This window comes from Terriglobia bacterium (assembly GCA_032252755.1).
Classification (GTDB): domain Bacteria; phylum Acidobacteriota; class Terriglobia; order Terriglobales; family Acidobacteriaceae; genus JAVUPY01.
In genome coordinates, this window is sequence record JAVUPY010000086.1 from 55459 (window position 1) to 75940 (window position 20482).

At 57.9% G+C, this 20482-nt stretch carries 20 protein-coding genes and 1 tRNA gene; 11 read left to right on the forward strand and 10 right to left on the reverse strand.

Annotation, left to right across the window (positions count from 1 at the left end):
• The first annotated feature begins 10 nt into the window (after positions 1-10).
• Both ROO76_21325 and ROO76_21330 read left to right on the forward strand, forming a co-directional pair.
• Complete coding sequence (locus ROO76_21325; protein ID MDT8070711.1) at positions 11-142, forward strand: hypothetical protein; 132 nt, start codon at positions 11-13, stop codon at positions 140-142.
• Between the two features lie 86 nt (positions 143-228).
• Positions 229-2544 (forward strand): APC family permease, encoded by a 2316-nt coding sequence (locus ROO76_21330; GenBank protein MDT8070712.1) that lies wholly within the window; start codon positions 229-231, stop codon positions 2542-2544.
• Between the two features lie 49 nt (positions 2545-2593).
• Here the strand turns inward: ROO76_21330 and ROO76_21335 are convergent, their stop codons facing one another.
• The 6 genes from ROO76_21335 to ROO76_21360 form a co-directional block, all read right to left on the reverse strand.
• Positions 2594-3460 (reverse strand): dihydrofolate reductase family protein, encoded by an 867-nt coding sequence (locus ROO76_21335; protein ID MDT8070713.1) that lies wholly within the window; start codon positions 3458-3460, stop codon positions 2594-2596.
• A 110-nt stretch (positions 3461-3570) separates the two neighbouring features.
• Complete coding sequence (locus ROO76_21340) at positions 3571-4203, reverse strand: hypothetical protein (protein ID MDT8070714.1); 633 nt, start codon at positions 4201-4203, stop codon at positions 3571-3573.
• Positions 4204-4227: 24 nt separating this feature from the next.
• Positions 4228-5223 carry a UDP-3-O-(3-hydroxymyristoyl)glucosamine N-acyltransferase gene (lpxD, locus tag ROO76_21345; GenBank protein ID MDT8070715.1) on the reverse strand — a complete coding sequence of 332 codons (996 nt, stop codon included), beginning with the start codon at positions 5221-5223 and terminating at the stop codon, positions 4228-4230.
• A gap of 47 nt (positions 5224-5270) precedes the next feature.
• On the reverse strand, positions 5271-6170 hold the full coding sequence (locus ROO76_21350) for a lysophospholipid acyltransferase family protein (GenBank protein MDT8070716.1): 900 nt from the start codon (positions 6168-6170) through the stop codon (positions 5271-5273).
• A 209-nt stretch (positions 6171-6379) separates the two neighbouring features.
• The gene (locus tag ROO76_21355; protein MDT8070717.1) at positions 6380-7111 is read right to left on the reverse strand and encodes a lipid-binding SYLF domain-containing protein; all 732 of its coding nucleotides are present in this window, start codon (positions 7109-7111) and stop codon (positions 6380-6382) included.
• Between the two features lie 306 nt (positions 7112-7417).
• A complete protein-coding gene (locus ROO76_21360; protein ID MDT8070718.1) occupies positions 7418-8077 on the reverse strand; it encodes a response regulator transcription factor in 660 nt (219 codons plus the stop codon).
• A 148-nt stretch (positions 8078-8225) separates the two neighbouring features.
• Here ROO76_21360 and ROO76_21365 point away from each other — a divergent pair, with 148 nt between their 5' ends.
• Entirely contained in the window at positions 8226-8681 is a 456-nt protein-coding gene (locus tag ROO76_21365) for a hypothetical protein (GenBank protein ID MDT8070719.1), read from the forward strand.
• Positions 8682-8801: 120 nt separating this feature from the next.
• Here the strand turns inward: ROO76_21365 and ROO76_21370 are convergent, their stop codons facing one another.
• Positions 8802-9452: a hypothetical protein gene (locus ROO76_21370; GenBank protein MDT8070720.1), complete on the reverse strand. Its 651-nt coding sequence runs from the start codon at positions 9450-9452 to the stop codon at positions 8802-8804.
• Between the two features lie 302 nt (positions 9453-9754).
• On the opposite strand from ROO76_21370, the gene ROO76_21375 reads away from it, so the two are divergent.
• The gene (locus ROO76_21375; GenBank protein MDT8070721.1) at positions 9755-10411 is read left to right on the forward strand and encodes a hypothetical protein; all 657 of its coding nucleotides are present in this window, start codon (positions 9755-9757) and stop codon (positions 10409-10411) included.
• Positions 10412-10499: 88 nt separating this feature from the next.
• Here the strand turns inward: ROO76_21375 and ROO76_21380 are convergent, their stop codons facing one another.
• On the reverse strand, positions 10500-10790 hold the full coding sequence (locus ROO76_21380; protein MDT8070722.1) for a hypothetical protein: 291 nt from the start codon (positions 10788-10790) through the stop codon (positions 10500-10502).
• Positions 10791-11025: 235 nt separating this feature from the next.
• On the opposite strand from ROO76_21380, the gene ROO76_21385 reads away from it, so the two are divergent.
• From ROO76_21385 to ROO76_21395, 3 genes are all read left to right on the forward strand, one after another.
• Positions 11026-11102: transfer RNA gene (locus ROO76_21385), tRNA-Arg, on the forward strand.
• Between the two features lie 298 nt (positions 11103-11400).
• A complete protein-coding gene (locus tag ROO76_21390; GenBank protein MDT8070723.1) occupies positions 11401-12207 on the forward strand; it encodes a hypothetical protein in 807 nt (268 codons plus the stop codon).
• 195 nt (positions 12208-12402) lie between these two features.
• Positions 12403-12987, forward strand: coding sequence for a GNAT family N-acetyltransferase (locus tag ROO76_21395; GenBank protein ID MDT8070724.1), 585 nt, complete (start codon positions 12403-12405; stop codon positions 12985-12987).
• Positions 12988-13046: 59 nt separating this feature from the next.
• On the opposite strand, the gene ROO76_21400 is transcribed toward ROO76_21395, so the two are convergent.
• Entirely contained in the window at positions 13047-13370 is a 324-nt protein-coding gene (locus tag ROO76_21400; protein MDT8070725.1) for a monooxygenase, read from the reverse strand.
• Positions 13371-13754: 384 nt separating this feature from the next.
• On the opposite strand from ROO76_21400, the gene ROO76_21405 reads away from it, so the two are divergent.
• On the forward strand, positions 13755-14072 hold the full coding sequence (locus ROO76_21405; protein MDT8070726.1) for a hypothetical protein: 318 nt from the start codon (positions 13755-13757) through the stop codon (positions 14070-14072).
• 69 nt (positions 14073-14141) lie between these two features.
• Here ROO76_21405 and ROO76_21410 read toward each other — a convergent pair whose 3' ends face one another.
• Positions 14142-15746 carry a hypothetical protein gene (locus ROO76_21410; GenBank protein ID MDT8070727.1) on the reverse strand — a complete coding sequence of 535 codons (1605 nt, stop codon included), beginning with the start codon at positions 15744-15746 and terminating at the stop codon, positions 14142-14144.
• Positions 15747-15926: 180 nt separating this feature from the next.
• Here ROO76_21410 and ROO76_21415 point away from each other — a divergent pair, with 180 nt between their 5' ends.
• The 3 genes from ROO76_21415 to ROO76_21425 form a co-directional block, all read left to right on the forward strand.
• Positions 15927-16196, forward strand: coding sequence for a DUF2277 domain-containing protein (locus ROO76_21415; protein ID MDT8070728.1), 270 nt, complete (start codon positions 15927-15929; stop codon positions 16194-16196).
• A 118-nt stretch (positions 16197-16314) separates the two neighbouring features.
• Positions 16315-18267: a S9 family peptidase gene (locus ROO76_21420; GenBank protein ID MDT8070729.1), complete on the forward strand. Its 1953-nt coding sequence runs from the start codon at positions 16315-16317 to the stop codon at positions 18265-18267.
• A 528-nt stretch (positions 18268-18795) separates the two neighbouring features.
• Positions 18796-20482 (forward strand): TonB-dependent receptor (locus tag ROO76_21425; protein MDT8070730.1); only part of this gene is annotated, 1687 nt, incomplete at its 3' end.

Here is a 20482-nt window from a genome sequence, read left to right on the forward strand (position 1 = left end):
AATTGGTCATATGCACGTTGCCGCAATATTCGTTACAGGTTTTCTCGACGTCATCGAAGGACTCTTTGTAGTCGGCCTTATAGGCTCGACCGCGGTTCTGATTCTCTCCTTCATTGAAGACGTGAAGACCATCCTGTCCTGATCCGCATCGTTGACTGCCGACCACTCAGGCTTTAAACTCGCAGACTTGGACCCCTTCCGCTGAGTGGCGGATTTTCAACAGTCTAAATGCCCGATTCTTCCCAGCCATCCTCTCCCGGAAAGCAGAGAGTTCGCATCGTCGTAGCGACGTCGGTGATGCTGACCTTTATCTCCTTCTGGAGAGCAGCGGCCATCGTCCTGAACGACCTCGGCTCCTCCGCTTTTTACGCCGGCCCCATCGCCGAACAGGCGGTCGGGAAGGCGGCCCCCTGGTTCATCATCGGCGTCATGCTCTTCGCGTTTACCGTGCGCGCGGTTTACGTGGAGAGCTGTTCCATGTTCGTTCGCGGGGGCGTATACCGTGTCGTCAAAGAGGCCCTCGGCGGCGGCCTGGCAAAAGTCAGCGTCTCCGCCCTGATGTTCGATTACATCCTCACCGGACCGATCTCGGGTGTCTCCGCCGGCCACTACATCGGCGGTCTAATCAACTCCCTGTTCCACACCGCCCACGTCCACGGCTTCTTCCCGTTCAATTTCCAGATCAACGAGAACGCCTCTGCCCTCGTGTTCGCCATCATCATGACCCTCTACTACTGGTGGCAGAACACCATGGGCATTGAAGAGAGCAGCGAAAAGGCTCTCAACGTGATGAAGATCGTCACCGTGATGGTGGTGGTCGCGCTCGGTTGGTCAGTCGTAACCATCTGGATACGCGGCTCGCAACTTCCGCCGCTGCCGATCCCCTCGAATCTTCATTTCAGCACCGAGGCCCTCGGATTCATCAAGCACACGAACTGGGCACAGACCTTCGGTCTTTTCGGGGTTCTGATAGCCTTTGGTCACTCCGTGCTCGCCATGAGCGGCGAAGAGACGCTCGCGCAGGTGAACCGTGAGCTGGCGCATCCCAAGCTCACGAACCTGAAGAAAGCCGCCATCATCATTGGCATCTACAGCTTCCTCTTCACCGGCTTGATCTCACTGTTCGGCGTCATGATCGTTCCCGACGCTCTTCGGACCACGGTCTACAAGGACAATCTCATCAGCGGTTTGGCGATGAGCTTCGTGGGCCCGCACTCTATCAGGCTCGCATTCCAGGTCTTCGTCGTTCTCGTCGGATTCCTGATGCTCTCGGGAGCCATCAACACCTCGATCATCGGCGCCAATGGAGTCCTGAACCGAATCTCCGAAGACGGTGTACTCACTGACTGGTTCCGCAAGCCGCACAAGAAATACGGGACCAGCTATCGCATCATCAATCTCATCGTCATCCTTCAGATTCTCACGATTGTCGGCAGCCGCGGCGACGTCTACACCCTGGGCGAAGCGTACGCCTTTGGCGTCATCTGGAGCTTCACCTTCAACAGCTTCTCCATGCTGGTGTTGCGCTTCAAGTTCAAAGGTATACGCGGCTGGAAGATGCCGCCGAACATCACCATCGCCGGCGTGGAGCTACCGATTGGTCTCGGTTCGGTTTTCCTCGTGCTCTTCTGCACAGCGGTCACGAACCTGATGACGAAGTCGATCGCGACGGTGGCCGGCCTGACCTTCACCGTGATGTTTCTCATCATCTTCACCGTCTCCGAGCGTATCAACATGCGGAAATTCGCTAACGCTCAAGCATCGATGAAGGAACATTTCCAGTTGCTCCACCGTGACACGGTCGACAACCAGACAGTCGGCATAAAGCCAGGCAACGTGCTCGTTGCGGTTCGCGACTACAACACTTTGAATCATCTCAAGTGGGTGCTTTCGCACACCGCCCTTGACATCGACATCGTCGTCATGGCCGCGCGCCTCACCGGCCCAGGCAGTGCCGAGTACGACCTCTCGATGGACCAGATATTCTCCGATTACGAGCAAACACTATTTACTCGTGCTGTTGGCGTGGCCGAAGGATTTGGCCGCCACGTCGATCTGCTCGTCGTTCCAGCGCGTGATGTCTGGTCCGCCATCGTTCAGACCGCCAGCGCTCTCGGTTCGTCCGCCATCGTCGCCGGCCTTTCCAGCAAGATGACCGCCCAGGAACAGGCCTTCTACCTCGGTCGCGCCTGGGAGGCCATGCCCGAGCCCAAGAAGGAAATGTTGTTCCAGGTTGTTCGTCCGGATATGGAGGTCGATACCTATCGCATCGGACCGCACACGCCGAGCATGAGGACCGAAGACGTTCACCTCGTACATCGACTTTGGCTGGATATCACGCGGGAGAAGGGACTCGAGAAGATCCACCACTCCGACCTGGTGTCCATGGCCCTGACGCGGTTCGCCCGCGAATTTACCGGCGACGGCCGCCAGGAAATTATCCGCGACCTGAAAAAAACTGAACAGCGCCGTGGCGCTGCCGCAGCACTGCCCGAAAAGGCATCCGGCAGCGAAGATGAAGGCCCACCCGTCCTGAGACCCTGAAGGCAAATCGGGGAACCGGGTCAGTAAAGCCGGCCACCTGATTTCCCGATTACCTGATCGCCCGATATCGATTGAACTGCAAATCCCCAACTTTCCTGCAGCTCAGCCAATGCCAGCGCACAACATCTTCCTTGGTGAATCCCGTTCCGGCAAAGATCGTCGGTCGAATTGCCGGTTGCTTCCATGGCACGAATTCCTGCTCCTGCGGAATCTCCTGCCCGGTATCGATCGGCGCAATCGTCAGGAATTTTTCGTCAATCAGTCCGGCGCGAATCATGTGCCCGTAAAGCACCGGCCCGCCCTCGCACAGCAGATACTTGATGCCCATTTCCTGCCGAAGCGTGCGCATCGCGACCTTCAGGTCGACCTCGCTCCCGTCTCCGGCGACGACGATCTTCACATGCGGATGCGTCGCCTGCTGCGGCCGTAACCGTTCCGCTCCAGAAACAGTTGTGATAATGGCACTATCTACGCGGTCGCCATCGAATACCGCAAAATCCGCCACTTGAAAATTGCCGGTCGCGCTCACAAAAATGTTGCGTTCAACTCCTCGCCGCAATTTCGCGCGCAACTGCTGCAATGTTGGCTCGACGATCCGAAACACCGGCCCGCGAGGTCGCGGCCGCTCCAGCCGCTTCTCAACCATCAGCGTGCCCATACCGAGCAGCACCGCGTCCGCATGAGCCCGCAGCAAATCCATCAACCACCGGTCTTCTTCGCTCTGCGCAATATCTGATCCCGACGCATTCACTCCCAGCAGCGAAACGATGCCATCCAGCGTCTGCACAAAATTGGCATAAACCCACGGCCGTTCCGCCAGCGGCGCTGGAAATCCCAGCTTCCCATAAGGCGAATACACCGGATCCAGCAGATCCGACCGCTCACCATGATCGAAGAGGATTTGAAAATCGTGCATCGAGAATTACTCGTCGGTGCTCCGTCCAAGCTCTGCTTGGGCGATGTAGTTTGGAGCACGGCATGTCCTGAGAACTGCGTCAATGCCGTCGCAATCGCCGCTTCCTGAAATCATGTTTTCGATGGCTCAATGGCACGATCGGCCGATGCCACGATTCGTTGCCTCACAAAATCCACCAGTTCCCCGCTGACGTACTTCGGCGGCTCCACCTGAAACACCGGCCGTCCCGCCACCGGCTTTAACGAAACTCCCTGCCACGCCACTCCATCGGCCGCATGCAGCAGCACCGCATCCGCCCGATCGAGATACTCACGCGCCGATTCCTTGAAATCTTTGGTGGCGGGATCAAGCACAACCATATATACATCCGGCCGCACAAAGCGCAGCACGCTATTCGACTCGAGGATTACATTGCGCGCCTTCGCCATCTCTTGCCGGAGACGCGGAATTGCCTCGGCCAAAAATCCCTGCTGCGTCCGCACCCACAAAACTCGCGACGCACCCGCCACGAGAAACCTCGACGTATCTGTCTCTCCCGACCGGTCGCGCTCTTCGGTGATTGCAGAAGCGTGATCCGCGGTCACGCAATCGCACGGCTCGCCATTCGCTGAGCAGATCCCATGGCCATACTGCGTGATCTTGACGGCAAGCCACTCGCACTCGCGCAGCGCGGAAATCAGACCCGCCACCACGCTCGTCTTCCCCACATTCCGCGAATGCCCGCCAACAACAATCAGAGCCATTGAAGCTGTGACAATCCCAAGTCTCTATGGTTTAGCGTCCCGCTTTACCAATCTCGCGAGCACCGCCAGCTCTTTCAGGTACTCGCGAATCGGCCGCGCTGGCGTTCCCCAAAAGACTACACCTTTTCCACGAATGACCTTGTTGCTGGGAATTCCTGCCTGCGCGCCAAGAATGGCTCCCTCCTCGACTGTCACGTGATCGGCAATTCCCACCTGTCCACCGATCAGAACGTTCTTCTCGATGACCGAGCTTCCGGAAATCCCCGTTTGCGCAGCCGATACCACGTTCTCGCCCAGCCGCACGTTGTGGCCAATGTGGACGAGATTGTCGAGTTTCACGCCGTCTGAAAGGATCGTAGCATCCAGCGCGCCTCGATCCACGGTCGCGTTTGCGCCTATCTCGACATCGTTCCCGACTTCCAGTCGCCCAATCTGAGGAAACTTGTGATAGCGCCCCTGTTCATCCGGCACGAATCCGAAACCATCGCTGCCCAGCACCGCGCCCGCATGAACCGTCACCCGGTCACCAATCTTCGTGTGCGGATAAACCGTCACCCTCGCTACCAGTTCGCAGTCCTCCCCGATTTCAATATCACCAAGCAGCACGCATCCCGGCCCGATCACCGCGTTGCGACCAATCGCCACACGCGGCCCAATGAAAGCCTGTGCCCCAATGCTCACTCCTTCGCCAAGTCTCGCTGAAGAATCCAGGACGGCTGATTTGTGAACACCCGTGCACGCTTTCCCTTCCCCTGCGAGCAACGCCCCAGCCTTCGCAAACCCCAGTCGTGGATTCCGAACCACGATCAACGTCCTCCTTTGCAGAGCCTCGACACTCGCTTCGGCAGTAATCAGTGCCCCTGCCGCACTCCTCCGCCCATCGTCGGCGAACTTGGCATCCTCCACGAACGACAGATCCGTCGCCTGCGCGGCCGCAAGGCTCGCAACACGCCTGACTTCTTGCCCACCATCCCCGATGACTCTGCCGCCAATCTCCGCAGCAATCTGCGAGACTTTCATCTTCGTGCCCCTTAGTGTCCTTCGTGGTTTGTCTTCCGATCTTCCAATCAGTAAATCGGCCCTTCTCCCGGCGGTCGCGCCTTCCATCGCCGATGCACCCACAGCCACTGGTCCGGGTATCGCCGCACGAATTCTTCAATCTTCTTCGTGAACGCCGCCGTATTCGTAATCGCGTCGGCCTCGTCATCTCCTGTGTTTGCCAACGGAATTGGCGGCTCGAAATGAATACGGTACTTTCGCAGCTCTTTGTCCCAGATGGAGAATGCCGGGACCACTGCCGCACCGGTTCGCAGCGCCACTCGCGCCACACCGCTCGCGGTACATGCAAGGTGGCCGAAGAAATCCACGAATACTCCCTGCGGCGGCGTCATATTCGTGTCCATCAATATCCCGACCGTCTCGCCCCGCCTCATCGCCCCAAGCAGCCCGCGCGCGAAGTCGTCCTTCGACATCATGCGGTTTCCATGCAGCGAACGATAGCCGGTCACCAGACGGTCCAGGTAAGGATTGTCCAACTCTCGCATCATCACGTTAAGCGGATTGCCGTAAACCGAATGCGCGAAGGCGCCGACCTCCCAACCACCGAGGTGCGCCGTCATAAACAGGACGCCCTTGCCGCGCTCCCGGGCACGCTCAAAATTCTCGAACCCCTCGTAAACCGCAATCCGCTTGACGTTCTCTTTCGTGTACTCGGGGAATTTGGTAAATTCGGCCAGCAGCCGGCCCAGTGAGGTATACACGCAGCGCAGAATCCGCTTGCGCTCCGGTAGAGGCTTTTCCGGAAACGCCAGTTCGAGGTTGCGCATGCCAACGTGCCACAGCCGCCGGTGCAGCAGCCGAATTGTGTGCGCCAGGGCAATCCCCAGCCCGCGCGCAACCGGGCGCGGCAGGATCGCGAATATCCGGACGATCACCCAGACCGGAGCATATTCCAGACGATGGCGCATTCTGAGTTCGACGCTATCGTATCAGGCGCCTGCACCAAGAGCACACGCTCAAAGCCCTTCGGGGAGGGCAGCCTTCCACGCGTGCCGCAAAAAGCGATCCTGAACCTCAGCTGTTGTCCAGTCGGACAAAACAATGGGGGCTGCTCTTCAGCGGCCCCCATTGTCTTGCAGTGTCTTGTAGTCACTAATTGCTAATGGCGAACAAAATTCTACTGCTTCTTCTCCGAACTGGCCGGCTCTGCCGTCTTCGCAGGTGTCGCCGTTACCGCCGCCGGAGCGTACTTCCGCAGCGCATCTATCCACGGTGATGCCGCCGACGGGATCGGTGTGAACTCGCCCGTCAGTAGTGTCTTGAATGGAACCATGCGGCCGTAAAACGCTCGCGTATCGTCCTGGTCCTGCTTGATCACCGCGCCATTAAGCGTGATTCCCGCGAACACGCCGCGCGACCGGGAATACGTCAGGACCTCCGCGCGCATCTTCCAGTCCGTGGCGCCTTCCGCATGGCGTCCGACTGGCCCTGCCGCGACCGACGCATCTGCTCCGAGTTTGAACTTGCTTGAAAGCAGGTCCTGCATGCCCCGGTCATTCATGATGACCATGATGTAATCCACAGCCTGTCCGCCGATCTGTAAGCCGAAGCTTCCGCCTTCGACACGGAAAAACGCTGGCGTGCTCCACCCGTTCGCGGTCTTGCAGCTGGCAACGCCCTTCCCATACGCGCCGCCGACGATGAATCCACCCTTCAGCAGCGACGGCACCACCGCCAGGCACTTCGCATCGCCCAAAATCTCTTCCGGGATGCCCTTATCTGGCGCCGACATTACGTCGTCCAGAACCTGTGCTGCGCTCTGCAACCGGTCCTTGTCCTTCTCACGGTCGTCCGCCAACAACGGAATCGCCAGCAGCATCAATAGGAACACAACGAGCAGTTTTCTCATGAAGCCTCTTTCGCAAAGAGTTTAGTCGCCCTGGTTTCACGACTGATAATACTCGTTCGGATGGAGTCAAAGATGCCCAAGGTTTGCTGCTGTTGAAAACTCAGCGTTTACTGGGTAGGTTCAAGCACGATTGGGGTGGTTTTCCCGGAAAAGTGAAAGGGTTGGAATCGGTGACCCTCGTTACCAATCCCAACCCCGTCTCCCAGGTTCTGTGGTAGGTGAAGAGAGTATCCACCGAACCAGTAATCCTCACAAGTCACGGCCGGACATTGTACTTTCGCGCCCAGCGCCTCGTCTTAACGTCACCTATTTCGAGATGACCAGCGAATGCGTAATGGCGTGGACCGAAAGCGCTATCCTGTTCTGCACACCTACCTTACGCATCAATTTTGCAACGTGAGCTTTCACTGTACGCTCTTCAATTCCGAGCGATGACCCTATTTCCTTATTTGACCGCCCTGCAACCAGCAGTTCCAGAACCTCTTTTTCGCGGTCGGTGAAAGTTACCCTGCCAGCCGGAAAAATCCGTCCCGGAGACGCCGTAACGCGCTCAATAAACGTTGACAGCACCCTTCGTGGTGCCCAAACCGAACCCTGGTTCACGATACGGATCGCAGTGGTAAACTCCTGCGGCGAAGCCGCTTCGTCCACGTAACCCTTGGCTCCGGCTGCCAGCGCCTTCAAAATCGTCTCATCATCGGCGCCCGCTCCGGTTACCAGGATTCGCAGGTCGGGACGGCTGGCCTTCAGGCTGGCCATCACGTCGAACAGGTTCTGTCCCCCGCGGCTGCCCAGCAGGATCAGGTCGACGTCACTGCGGGTGGCAATCTCTTGAATGCTGGCAGAGGCCAGTTCGAAATCGGGTTCATCGTCAAAAAGTGCTCGGAATCCGATGAACCGAAGGGGATCGCTCTCAACAACGGCGACGCGGATTTTGGGTTTCTTGGCGACAGCTGCTTGTTTCATAACTGGTCATCCTGTGGAACGCTGGTAGCATATGCTGAATTGTCCGGATTGCAAAAGGTACGATGGCTCAAGGGACACTGGCCATTCGGACTATGTACCTTCGGGTACGCGAACGTACAGCATCTAACTTGCGGGAGAGAGTACCACGATGAAGAAACAAATGCGCGCTTTTTCAGTAACTCTTTTGATAACAGTCCTCGCCACCCTCGCCGCCGCGCAGATCGGCGCCCCACCTGCTCCCGGCACTCCGTACACGCCCAAGTTCAAGGGCGATCCCGCACGTTCCGAAAAAGAGGCCCAGGCCCTGGGGTACATGCGCGTGGTGGTCAATGCCGAAAAGAACTATAGCCATAAGCACGGTGGCCAGTACGCCAGTACGTTACGTGAACTCGTCGGCCAAGGCTCTTTCACCAAGCGGCTCCTGAGTCCGCAGCGCAACGACTACACCGTCAAATTCAGAGGCACCCCCAAAACCTATTCCCTTTGGATGACCCCAACCACCATCTCACCCACGGAACGAGCATTCTTCGTGGATGACAGCGGAATAATCAAGGCCGAAGAGGACAAGGAGGCCACCCGCGACTCACCGAAAGTCCAGCCCTAAAATAACGAAATGACGAATGTCGAACGACGAAATGGAGGGTGCTTGAAAGAACCTCCATTCGTTCTTACATTCGTCATTTCGTTCTTCGCTTCTCCCGGTCGTCGGTTTTTCGATTGATTTTTATTCTTCTCCCGCCATCCGTCTCGGTTCGGGTATGGGCCGCTGGTTGTGGAATCCATCCGCGTATCCCAGCCGATACCCCACCGAATATGCGCTGCAATAAAACTGCGCCGGAGGCTTCTGGAACCGCAACGCCAGTTGGCAGTCTGAGCGATCCGGCCGGTAATCGGCCTTCCTGGAACGGCCATCATGCAGCCCAGAGCGCACGCCATCGAGATACCCACGAACAATTGCCTGATCAAGAATCGGCGCGGATTCCCGATTCACCGGCGGCAGGTCCTGCGCTAACTCCCGCAAGTTATCGACGGCGCGGAATCTCAATCCCTTAATCGCATCTCCGTAACCAACGCGGAAGCCGTATTGGTATCCCTTGATGAACGCATCGCGGTCGCCGAAACTCTTCTTGAACGCGCGCTTCGCTCCGCCGTAGTCCTTCATTTTCGCCGGGTCTTGCACCTCGTGTGCCAGTTGCAGGTCCAGATCGCCATCGTGATATCCCCACTCGTACCCGTGCAGGTATCCGCGCGCGAACGAAGATGAGCCATAGAGTTCCTGGTTGGGATCGCTGATGAGCTGCCGGTCCTGCGCCAGCGCCAGCGCCGACAGGAGCGCCCAAAGAAAAAGTATCGTCAATGGAGTCGAACGGGGCACAAACACTCCGGAAAATCTGATGTACGCCGCCGCTCAGCAGATGTCACCCGCTCTGCACGTTCCATTACCGGGCTAAGGTTTATTACCGGGACACCTAGGAAATCTTCTCCATTTCATCCCAGCGCACGCCGGTGCAAACTGCCTCCACCTTGATCCAATAAGACATGTTTCTCTCCCCTTCTGGCAGAATTTCCTGGGGGGAAGCGGTGCCGGGGAGGGAGCGGATATCGTCAGGAGAGAACCTCCCCAACGGTGTTAACCGCCGGGGAGGAACTCCTAAACGGGTCGAGGCGAAAATAAGCATGCGCCGCTACAAGACATTCCGCCCTGGCCGGTTCGTCCTCGCGATTCTGTCGCTCTGCCTTACTTCCCTTGCCCCGAATCTCCTGGCCCAGCAAACCATCAAGGCCGCTGCTTCGGACGATCTCGACCAGTTGCTCGTTTCCAAGGATTCCGGCCTGCTGACCGACTTTCGCTTCGTCGGCCCATTCGGCAAAACCTCCAATTTCGACCGAACCTGGGCGCCCGAGCGCGATCAACTCAAGAAGTCGCGCTACGGCAGCGACCGCGTGTCGAACCTGCAATTCGTTACGGGAAAATTCGAGCTTCCCGCAGCTCGCAAAGGAAACGGAATTTACTACGCGTCTTCTGAAATCTGGCTACCCACCGCTGGCGATTGGCGCCTCTATGCTGAAACCGCCGGCGGAATGGTCGTCTTCATCGATGGCAAGCCCGCCATCCGTCGAACCGGGCAGCGCGACCTCCGGACCACTTCGGAAGTCTTTCACCTCGACCGCGGAACCCATCACATCCTGGTGAAGTTCGACGCCGCCGCTGCGCCGTTCCACCTCGCCGTAATGCCGGAAACCGGCGCTCTTCCCGGCCGCAGCAACAAGCCCAACATCTATCGCTCGCCCGACACCCAGTACACCTCCGCAGCCCTTCACTGGCCCAAATAGCTCAACGATTCCGATTGTCGCTAAGCGGCGAAACTGCCCTCCTGATCCGCGTTAATCCCCAAAACTCCGCATTCAGTTTTGCCGTTTCTTAGGCTCCGTACTCTTCCTGTAAACTATGCCACGCTTCCGAGCTGCGCTTCTCCGCAGCCTCGGCAAACCGCTCGCTGATCTTCGAGATGACGCCCAGAATCTGTGTCGCCCGATTCATGTACTCCGGCGCGTTCTCCCAGATCGCCTCGAACTTCTCCGGATACTCCGACGCCAGCAGCGCCAACCCTGCCGCCGCAAACACCGCGCCCGCCGGACGCCGCCTCGTCATCACCAGCACCGCTCCCGCCCCAAGCGTTCCCACCACCAACGCCTTCTTCCAACCCTCCATCACATCCTCCAAGATACTGCGGGTGCCCCATTCAAACCTTCTTTTGGCTCAGGTGGGGATGTTGACCTTTTCCGGCCATCAACCCCGGCTTCTGCTTAGAAGTAGCAACGCCCTGCTCCGTTGCTCAACTCCATAAGCCTACCACCCCGCTTGCCGTTCATATAATGATGCCCTTCCGCATCAATAGGCGAAAATCCGCGGTTCCGGTTTTGCCGTTGCTATAATGTTAGCGAGCGCGCCCGTAGCTCAGCTGGATAGAGCGAATGCCTCCGGAGCATTAGGTCGGGAGTTCGAATCTCTCCGGGCGCGCCAGTCCCCCCCTTTACGAACCCTTCTAATCTGAATGACAACCCGAGTTCAAACTCCTTTTCCGGTTGGTATTCTGATCGGGGTAGCTGGATAGATTATGGGAAGCCCCTGATATTTCGCTCATTCGCGAAGTTCAGACGGTGCTACAATTCGCGTGGCTGCTTCGCATCGAAGCGGTTTCCCCTCTACGCCGTTTCAGGCGAAGCTTCTCGGACGAATCCTCGATCAAAAAATGGAACCTCGCCGCAACGTTCAGGCGTTCGGCATCCTTTCGGCTCTCTCGAAAGGAAGGAGATACGCGATGAAAATTAACCGATTATTTGCCGTCATACTGATTCTCTTGGTTGCGATTCCCTTGACAGCGCAGGTCGCAAATGGCAAGACGTGTTCGCCCGCCACCGTGAAAGGCAATTTCGGGAGCCACGCGGAGGGCACTTTGTTCGTTGCATTCCCTGATGCTCCCACTCCACCATACCCGGTGGCCGCTGTAGGACTGCACAGCTTCGATGGTGAGGGCAACTGGACCATTAAATACTCCATCAGCCTTGGCGGTTCGGTCGTTCCGTGGGGAGCCACAATTACGGGCACGTATGACGTAACTCCCGACTGCAAGATCACCGTGAGCGGAGTTTCGATGCCCGCCCAGTTTATGGGGACCATCATGGGTGAAGGCATGACCCAGACGATTTACATTACCTATACTGATGCTGCTCGGGTGCAATCCGGAGTGCTCAAAAGAACTCCGGTTTCCGGATGTTCAAACAGGACCATCAAGGGCAACTATGGTCTTTTCGGCCAAGGCTCACTGGGTCCGCCAGTTCTCCCATCTTTCGTCCCTGTCGCTCACATCGGCAAATTTGATGCTGATGGCACTGGAAGCTTCTTCGGCTCGGAGACATTTAAACTCGCCAGCACTGCTGGAAACGATAGCTTCACGGCAAGCTACAACGTAAACAGCGATTGCAGCGTTTCCGCTGAGATTACGACGGACACTGGCGAAGTTATACACGAAAACGGAGTCATCACCGGAGAGGGAACGTTTCAGGAGATACACCTGATAGTCACTAATCCTGGCTGGGTGTTTCCCGATGCGGGAATCAGAAAGTAAGACGCACTCTGTGGTTCTTCGAAGGGGCGACGCTCGTCGCCCTCTTCTTTGACGCATAGGGTGCCCTACTCGGCGGCGGACCATCTCATTAATCGCCATCCCGTAATCTATCCAGAGCAGGGCAGTGCTACCCGCCCCAGCAATTCTGCGACTCACCTTATTGCACCTGAGTCCAATGGCGAGAGGTTCCGGACGATGTCCGCCACTAACCCGCAATTTATCCTCCGAGCCGCTCACGCCGGGGACATTCCCGCGCTTCACGAGTTAATTGCCTGCTCGGTTCACGGCTTGATGACCAGTGCCTATACCGAGCGGCAGTTGCAGGCGGCGCTCGGCACCTGGCTTGGGGTGGACTCGCGCCTGGTCGAGGATGGCACCTACTTCATTGTCGAGGCCATCGACAATGGCACCAGAATTCCGGTCGCATGTGGCGGGTGGAGCAAACGCAATACCCCATACGGCAGCGATCATCGCCCCGGACGCGACGATGCTCTGCTCGATCCAGCCGTGGATGCGGCCAGGATCCGCGCATTCTTCGTGCATCCCAACTGGGCACGCCGAGGTCTGGGAGCCATGATCCTGCGTCACTGTGAGCGGGTCGCGCTGGATGCCGGCTTCCGCCGATGCGAAATGGGAGCAACCCTGAGTGGCGTCCCTTTTTACCGGAGCCACGGCTACCATTCGGCCGAACAAATCGACCTGCCGTTGCCCAGTGGCGACACACTACCCATTCTCAAGATGACCAAGGAACTCGCTTGCACCGGGAGCGACCGCAAATAGTCACAAAACTCAGCCGCTCTCCAATTCACTCCAACCACGTATTCTCTGCGAACTCGACCCTACGCCGTTTTCGCCACCGTAGCCGCGATCGGCGCTCGTGTGATGTGCGAAAGGCCCTCGTTAACGTCCAGAACCTTCGCTCGCACATCCTTGATTCCCATCGAATCAAGCCGTGGCAGGTGTTCCTTCAGGAAGTTGTTTGCGGAACTTTCATCCGCGAAAAGGTAAACGCCGCCGCAGTCCCCCGTACGGCTGTTTTCGGTCCAGATTTTCCAGACCATGCCTGGTGTTTTGCTCAAGTGGTGGGCCAAATCGCTGGCCATTTTTGTGAAGTCCTCACCCCAAGGACCATGACTGGGAAAATCGATCTGTAGCAGAGTCATCGTGCCTCCGCCTTTATCTTAAATGTCTCATCATGTCCTGAACAGGCGTGCGCTATAAACAATCGCATCAAGCTGGGGGGCTGACGGCTCAGGACATATCGGCAAACCCACTCCAGCGTGAAGCACAACCGGATACAAGCCGTCTTGCCGCGCCTCGCTCCTCACATGCCGTTGTGATCCCCATCACCCAGTCCTCGCCCATCTCCCCTCTATTCTAATCCTGTACCGATGAAGACCCTGTGCGCCTGGTGTGGTTCACTCATTCGAGACGGCTTTCCGCCCATAAGTCACGGCATCTGTCTCTCTTGCCGCCAACGACTCTTCCAGCCCGAAGGCTCATCCCTTCAATCCTTTATTGACGGCTTCTCGTTCCCCATTCTCGTCATGGGCAGTTCCCTGCAACCCATCGCTGTCAACAAAACCGCGGCAGCCGTTTCGCCGGCCGCCCGCGAAATAAAACCTGACACCACCCTGGGCAACGTCGTCGAATGCCGGCATTCGCGCGAGCAGGCAGGCTGCGGCAAAACCGTTCATTGCTCCGGCTGTGTTCTCCGCAAGACCATGGAGACAACCAACGAAACCGGCGATCCCGCCTTCATGGTCCCGGCAACCATCTCCACCGAGAACGAAGAGGTAACCCTCTATGTCTCGACCATCAAAGCCGACGGTCGCATCTTCGTAAAACTCGACAAAGTCGAGTAATATCCCCCAACCCGGCGCGTGGTTGTAGTATTCCTTCGCGCCCTCTGCCCTTTGCGTTAATCTTCGCCTTTAGTTCAGTTTGTGCCGAACCCGGTAGAACTTCGATCCATCCCTCACCGTGTATTCCACCGCATCATCCTGGATGAACTTCGTGCTGCCCTTGAAGATCGCGTCGTAGAGTTTACCTTCCATGCTGTCGATCACTACCTGGTCGCGATCGCCGGCAGCCCCGATCACCTCGTATGCATAATGCTTTCCATCCGAGTTGAAGGTGAAATAGTTGATCGAGTACGCATCGAACTCCGCCTCGCCCTTCCCGTCCACCACCACCCGGCGCAGCGCACGCTGCGTTCCGCCCCCTTTGAACACGTTTCCGCCTCGAACGATCTCGAACGCCGTACGCCCTCCGTCCCCGCTGATAACGATTACCGGCACGAAGCTGATTGCTCGTTTCCCCGGAAACGCCTTCCCCACCTTCTGGTCGCGCACTTCAACAAACTGCTCGCCTTTCTTTCCTACGTACGCGATATGTTTCCCATCGCTGGTCATAATCACCGGGCTCACCAGGTCGTCGATCGTCGGCCCAGCCTCTCCCTGGAAGAACACCGCGACATCGTTCTCACCGCGCCGCGCCGCATACACCAGCGTCCCATCGCTCGCGTACTCCGGGTCCGACAGTCCGTAGAAATCCGGTTCGAAGCTCCGTACGCCCGTCACGATCTTGTATTCGGCGAACATTCCCTGCCATCCGCCGCCAAACCCCTTCCCCTCGAAAGTTTTCTCCACCGTCCCGTCGATCACCAATGTTCCGAATGTCTTGTTCTTGCCGAACATTGCTGACTTCGCACCCGCTCCCGCGTAAGCAAAATGCTTGCTGTCGTTGCTGAAATCGAGATATCCCAAAACCTCGTACGTCGGACCCGGTGTACCGTCCACCACCCACGTCCACCCTTGCTTCAGCAGCGCCGCAACCGCCAACCGGCTCGAATCCGGGCTGAAGTACCAGTTACGGAATCCCTGTATCTCTGGCCCCCACGGCCTTCCATCCAGCAGGATTTGCCATTTCTTGTTCTGCTTGCCGCCATAGGCATAGTGCGCGCCGTCCTTGCTGAAGATCGCGTACGAAATGTCTTCGAACTCCGGCCCGACCTCCTCGCCATCCACCACCAGCCGGCACTTCTTCAACTCGCACGCACCTACCGCAAAATGCTTCCCGTTGGCGTTGATTGTCGGCGACGTCAGCTTCCCGTACTCCTTCGACTTCACCTCACCATCCAGCACGATCACCCATTTCGAATCCTTTTTCGCGGCCCAGATCAAATGTTCCTGGTCGGTGCTGAAGTCCAGGTTCTTCACCTCGTCGTAGCTCGTGCCCAGTTGTTTGCCGTCCAGCTTAACGATCCGCTTGCCTTCTTTGCCCTTCTCAACCCATGCCAAATGATCTTCCGTGCTCTGCGCGCCCCAGAACTCCGCCCCCGGCGTCATCTCCCCGATGACCTCTTCCGTGATCTTCGCCGCCGGAAACACCTTGTGCGGGACGATCTCGCCGGCCTCCGGAGCCTGCGCCGCCTCGCCCGTCTTCGTGGCCTCTTGTGAAAAGCACGTCACGACAGCGATGAACAGAACGAAAACCGGCAGCACCCAATTTCGTTTCGTCGCAATAATCCAACCCATCGGATCCCCCCTGTGAGCGCAATATCTGCTTCTGGCAAGCCTCCGCGCAGATCGCTGATCCTGTCATCCTGCACACAACCGCTCGAACGGTCAGTGACGCCCGCTTCCCCCGCAGGTGACGCCCCAATCCACGCCCCGAGCCTGCTCCGTGCTAACCTGATGTCACACGTGGGGGCTCCGATGTGCCGAAACATCCGAACGTTGTTCAACTTTGAACCGCCGGTAACCGACGACGAGATCCGCGCCGCCTCGCTTCAATTCGTGCGCAAGATTTGCGGCTTCACCAAGCCCTCCAAGGCCAACGAGGCCGCCTTCGACGCCGCGGTCGAAGAAGTTGCCGCCGTCTCCGCCCGCCTCTTGCGTTCCCTTGAAACCACCGCCCCGCCGAAGAATCGCGAAGAAGAAGCCGCCAAAGCCAGGGAGCGCGCCGCCATCCGCTTCGGCGGCTGATTCCTCCGCAGGAATCAACTTCAGTTTCCCGCTCACCAAATCTTCCATTCTTCGCTCTTCCCTTTTACCTACTCGCAGATTTCCTTTATCCTCTCGTACACAATCGAGGGAACCCGAAATGTCTTCACTTATTCGCAGCCGTGCCATCCTGCTCATCATTCTTCTTTCTGCCGCCGCTCTCTACGCGCAAGACCTGAACTCCACACGTGCCGCCTCCATCTGGGACAACATGCCCCACGCGAGTGCCGCGGCGCAGGTCGCCATTTCACCCGACGGCACCAAGATCGCATACACCGATGGCGCTCACATCTTTCTCTCCGAGCTTGCGCCTCGTGCCGCAATCAAGCATTTCGCCGCGCCCAACGATCTCCCTGTCCGCGACCTCGCTTGGGCCCCAGACTCCGCGCACCTCGCCTTCATCGCCGATCTTCCCGGCGACAAGCCCGCTGCCGAACTCTACCTCGCCGACGCTGCGGCCATCGCCGCCGCCCGCAAGCTCGCCGACTTCCACGGCTACGTCTCCACCCCGCGCTTCTCGCCCGACGGCAAGACTCTCGCCGTGCTCTTCATCGAAAACATGCCGCGTGTCGCCGGCGCTCTCGTCCCCATGACGCCGCCCGAGGGCATCATCGAAGAGCACTTTTACGAGCAGCGCCTCACTACGGTCGACCTAGCCACCGGCGCCGTCCGCCAGGTCTCGCCCGCCAACATGTACGTTTACGAATACGACTGGTCGCCCGACGGAAAGTCCTGGGCCGCAACCGCCGCCCACGGCTCCGGCGATAACAATTGGTGGATCGCCCGCCTCTACACCATCGACGCCGCCACTGGTTCACTCCACGAGGTCTTCAAGCCCAAGCTGCAAATCGCCATCCCGCGCTTCTCGCCTGACGGCCGCCAGATCGCTTTCATCCAAGGCATCATGAGCGACTTCGGCTCCACCGGCGGCGACATTTTCATCGTGCCCACCACAGGTGGCGAAGCCCGCAATCTCACGCCCGACATGAAGGCCTCCGCCTCCTGGCTCACCTGGACCTCGCCCACGCAGCTTCTCTTCACCGCCAACATCGACGGCGACTCCGGCATCGCCACTCTCTCCACGCGCGGCGGCGACATGAAGACGATCTACAAGAAATTTGAAACCTTCTACGCCGGCGAAGGCCAACACCTCTCTCTCGCGCGCGACGGCAAAATGTCCGCCGTCATTCGCACTTCATTCGCGGAGCCGCCCGAAATCTGGGCCGGACCCATCGGCGACTGGCACAAGTTCACCAACTACAACGCCAACGTCAAGCCCGCCTGGGGAGAAGCCCGCAACGTTCACTGGACCAGCGATGGCCTTCGCGTGCAAGGCTGGCTGCTCTTCCCGCGCAACTACGACGCAAAGAAAAAATACCCGCTCATCGTCCACGTCCACGGAGGCCCCGCCGCCGCCTGCATGAATTACTGGAGCCCCAGCGATGGCGCCTTCTCGGCGATGGAATATTTCGAACTCTGTCCCAACCCGCGCGGCAGCTACGGACAGGGCGAAGCCTTCACCCAGGCCAACGTCAAGGATTTCGGCGGCGGAGACTTCCGCGACATCATGGCCGGCATCGACTCCCTCGCCCGCGAATACCCCATCGACCTCGATCGTCTCGGCATGCGCGGACACAGCTACGGCGGCTACATGAGCATGTGGGCGCCCACCCAAACCAACCGCTTCAAGGCCATCGTCTCCGGCGCCGGACTCTCCGACTGGCTCAGCTACTACGGCGAAAACGATATCGACGAGTGGATGATTCCCTACTTCGGCGCGTCCGTATACGACGACCGCGCGGTCTACGACAAAAGCTCACCCATTCTTTTCGTGAAGAACGTCAAGACACCGACGCTCATCCTCGTCGGCGATCGCGACGGCGAAGTCCCCGCGCCGCAGTCGTTCGAATGGTGGCACGCGCTCAAAACTCTCGGCGTCCCCAACCAGTTCGTCGTCTACCCCAACGAAGGCCACGCCATCTCCCAACCTGCGCACCGCCGCGACTACCAGGTCCGCAGCATGTATTGGTTCGAAAAATGGTTCGCCAAATAATGCGGGTGCCCCATTCAAGCCTTCGTTGGCTTGAGTGGGGTATTTCGGGTGCCCCATCCTAGCCCTCCGGGGTAGTTGCTTTTGTTCTTCCGATCTTCGGATCTTTTCGGTTCTTTCATCCGCGTCAATCCGCGAAAGTCCGCGGTTCCAGTTTTGCCGTTTCTCCCGTTGCCGTTTTGCCATTTCCCCACTCTCGTGCCAACCACTCAAGTGCCACATAACACCTTATGGCTCAACCACTTACGAGCCATGCTGCTTCTGAATTTCATAGCCGTTTTCCACAAATTCTGAAAAACGGGAGCAACTTTTTCGCAACCAACACCTTTGTTCCCAAAGAATCAGCCACTTAGCTCCTTCTCCTACTTGGAACCCCAGTTGCCTCTCCTTTTAACAAATAAGTACCGTTTCTATCGTTGCGTCCGCGCTCAAGGACGGCTCAACTCGGGTCCGGGCAGATGGCAAGGCCACGGACAAACGACTCGGGGTAACAAGTAAAAGATTTCCAACCTGTCTGTAGGAGGACTCTGTATGTCATTGAGGAAAGGGTTAACCCTTGTCCTTGTGCTGTTTCTCGCAGCATTCACAGCGACCTTGATGGTCGCCCAGGAAACAACGGGCGGTCTCCAGGGAACAGTGAAAGATGCGTCGGGCGCCGTTGTTCCCAACGCCAACATCACCCTGAAGGGATCAACGCTCATCGGTGCAAAATCCCTGACCACCGATGCTGGCGGTTACTATCGCTTCGCCAATCTGCCGCCCGGCACTTACACCATGACGGTAGCTGCGAAGGGTTTCACCACCCTCAAGCGCTCCGACATCAACATCGAGGTCGGTCACCTTCCGACGCTCGATCTCGCGCTCAAAGTCGGCGCCGCGGAAACTGTTGTCGAAGTCAATAGCGAAGCTCCCGTCATCGATGTCACCACTACGCACACGATGACCAACGTCACCCCCGACGTGCTCGCTGACGTCCCGCACGGGCGTTCATTCCAGTCGGTTATCCAGTTCGCGCCTTCTGCACGCAACGAACCTCTTGCGGGTAACACGTATGGTGGTACCGGTGGTTCGATGCCGGGTAGCAGCGGCAACGGCCTGAATGTCGGCTTTTCCATCGGCGGCGCGGCCGACTCCGAAAACGCATACCTCGTCGAAGGGCAGGATACAGAGAACATCTCGGGCGGCTACTCCAAGGCCAACGTCCCCTATCAGTTTATTCAGGAAGTTCAGGTGAAAACTTCGGGCATCGAAGCCGAGCACGGTGGCGCTCTTGGCGGCGTGGTCAATGTCGTCATGAAGAAGGGTGGCAACCAGTTCCACGGCCAGTTGTTCACCTACTGGGAAGGCAATTCTATCGATGCCAACCAGAACAACACCTTCCTTCAGTACGATCCGAATGCTTCCAACGTTGGGTTGATTGATCCTGGAACCCAACTCTACAGGGGCAAGAAGGATAGCTTCCACGATCTTTCGCCGGGTGGAACTTTGGGCGGCGCGATCATCAAGGACAGACTTTGGTTCTTCGTTGGTTTTGCGCCGGAGATCAACTCGCTAAGTCGGACTGTTGATTTCACACCTGCGGATCCTACTGTTGGTGTCCAGCACTTCACCCAGGACCGCAAGCAGTATTACGGTACGGCTCGCTTGGATTACGCAGCCACGCAGAAAATCCGTCTCTTCGCCTCCTGGCTCTACCAGTACGCGCGTGAGACCGGTGCAAGCATTCCGTCCGCGGATCCAATTAACACGAGTTTCACGAATACTTCAGTGTTTTCGCCCTTGGCGCAGTATTCACCGAAGATTGGCTGGTCGGCTCCAAACTCCACCTATAACTTCGGCGCGGACATCACACTCTCGCCAAGAGTCGTCTCGACCACTCGCTTCGGATACTTCTTCGACAACTACCACGACTTTGGGTGGCCAACTTCGGGCGTGAACCTCGTCTGGGATACCAATGTCGACGCTACTACCACAGACAACGCAGGTAACCCGGTGCCATCGAGTTTGTTTGGTACCGCCGGGAAGACCACCGTGCCGTACACTGGCACCTACACATTATTCAATGCCGACAAGCACTACCAGTTTGATCAGGACATTTCGTTCTTTAAGTCAGGCTGGGGTGGAACACATAACTTCAAATTCGGATACCAGCTCAACCACCTTTCCAACGTTATTAGCCAGAATGGAAACGTGCCACAGGCGTTCTTGCACGTCGGAG

What these genes read in the sequence shown, in the direction of transcription:
- ROO76_21325 (MDT8070711.1), top strand. Translation starts at nt 11, where the DNA reads ATGCACGTTGCCGCAATATTCGTTACAGGTTTTCTCGACGTCATCGAA.
- ROO76_21330 (MDT8070712.1), top strand. Translation starts at nt 229, where the DNA reads ATGCCCGATTCTTCCCAGCCATCCTCTCCCGGAAAGCAGAGAGTTCGC.
- ROO76_21335 (MDT8070713.1), bottom strand. Translation starts at nt 3,460, where the DNA reads ATGCACGATTTTCAAATCCTCTTCGATCATGGTGAGCGGTCGGATCTG.
- ROO76_21340 (MDT8070714.1), bottom strand. Translation starts at nt 4,203, where the DNA reads ATGGCTCTGATTGTTGTTGGCGGGCATTCGCGGAATGTGGGGAAGACG.
- lpxD (MDT8070715.1), bottom strand. Translation starts at nt 5,223, where the DNA reads ATGAAAGTCTCGCAGATTGCTGCGGAGATTGGCGGCAGAGTCATCGGG.
- ROO76_21350 (MDT8070716.1), bottom strand. Translation starts at nt 6,170, where the DNA reads ATGCGCCATCGTCTGGAATATGCTCCGGTCTGGGTGATCGTCCGGATA.
- ROO76_21355 (MDT8070717.1), bottom strand. Translation starts at nt 7,111, where the DNA reads ATGAGAAAACTGCTCGTTGTGTTCCTATTGATGCTGCTGGCGATTCCG.
- ROO76_21360 (MDT8070718.1), bottom strand. Translation starts at nt 8,077, where the DNA reads ATGAAACAAGCAGCTGTCGCCAAGAAACCCAAAATCCGCGTCGCCGTT.
- ROO76_21365 (MDT8070719.1), top strand. Translation starts at nt 8,226, where the DNA reads ATGAAGAAACAAATGCGCGCTTTTTCAGTAACTCTTTTGATAACAGTC.
- ROO76_21375 (MDT8070721.1), top strand. Translation starts at nt 9,755, where the DNA reads ATGCGCCGCTACAAGACATTCCGCCCTGGCCGGTTCGTCCTCGCGATT.
- ROO76_21380 (MDT8070722.1), bottom strand. Translation starts at nt 10,790, where the DNA reads ATGGAGGGTTGGAAGAAGGCGTTGGTGGTGGGAACGCTTGGGGCGGGA.
- ROO76_21390 (MDT8070723.1), top strand. Translation starts at nt 11,401, where the DNA reads ATGAAAATTAACCGATTATTTGCCGTCATACTGATTCTCTTGGTTGCG.
- ROO76_21395 (MDT8070724.1), top strand. Translation starts at nt 12,403, where the DNA reads ATGTCCGCCACTAACCCGCAATTTATCCTCCGAGCCGCTCACGCCGGG.
- ROO76_21400 (MDT8070725.1), bottom strand. Translation starts at nt 13,370, where the DNA reads ATGACTCTGCTACAGATCGATTTTCCCAGTCATGGTCCTTGGGGTGAG.
- ROO76_21405 (MDT8070726.1), top strand. Translation starts at nt 13,755, where the DNA reads ATGGGCAGTTCCCTGCAACCCATCGCTGTCAACAAAACCGCGGCAGCC.
- ROO76_21410 (MDT8070727.1), bottom strand. Translation starts at nt 15,746, where the DNA reads ATGGGTTGGATTATTGCGACGAAACGAAATTGGGTGCTGCCGGTTTTC.
- ROO76_21415 (MDT8070728.1), top strand. Translation starts at nt 15,927, where the DNA reads ATGTGCCGAAACATCCGAACGTTGTTCAACTTTGAACCGCCGGTAACC.
- ROO76_21420 (MDT8070729.1), top strand. Translation starts at nt 16,315, where the DNA reads ATGTCTTCACTTATTCGCAGCCGTGCCATCCTGCTCATCATTCTTCTT.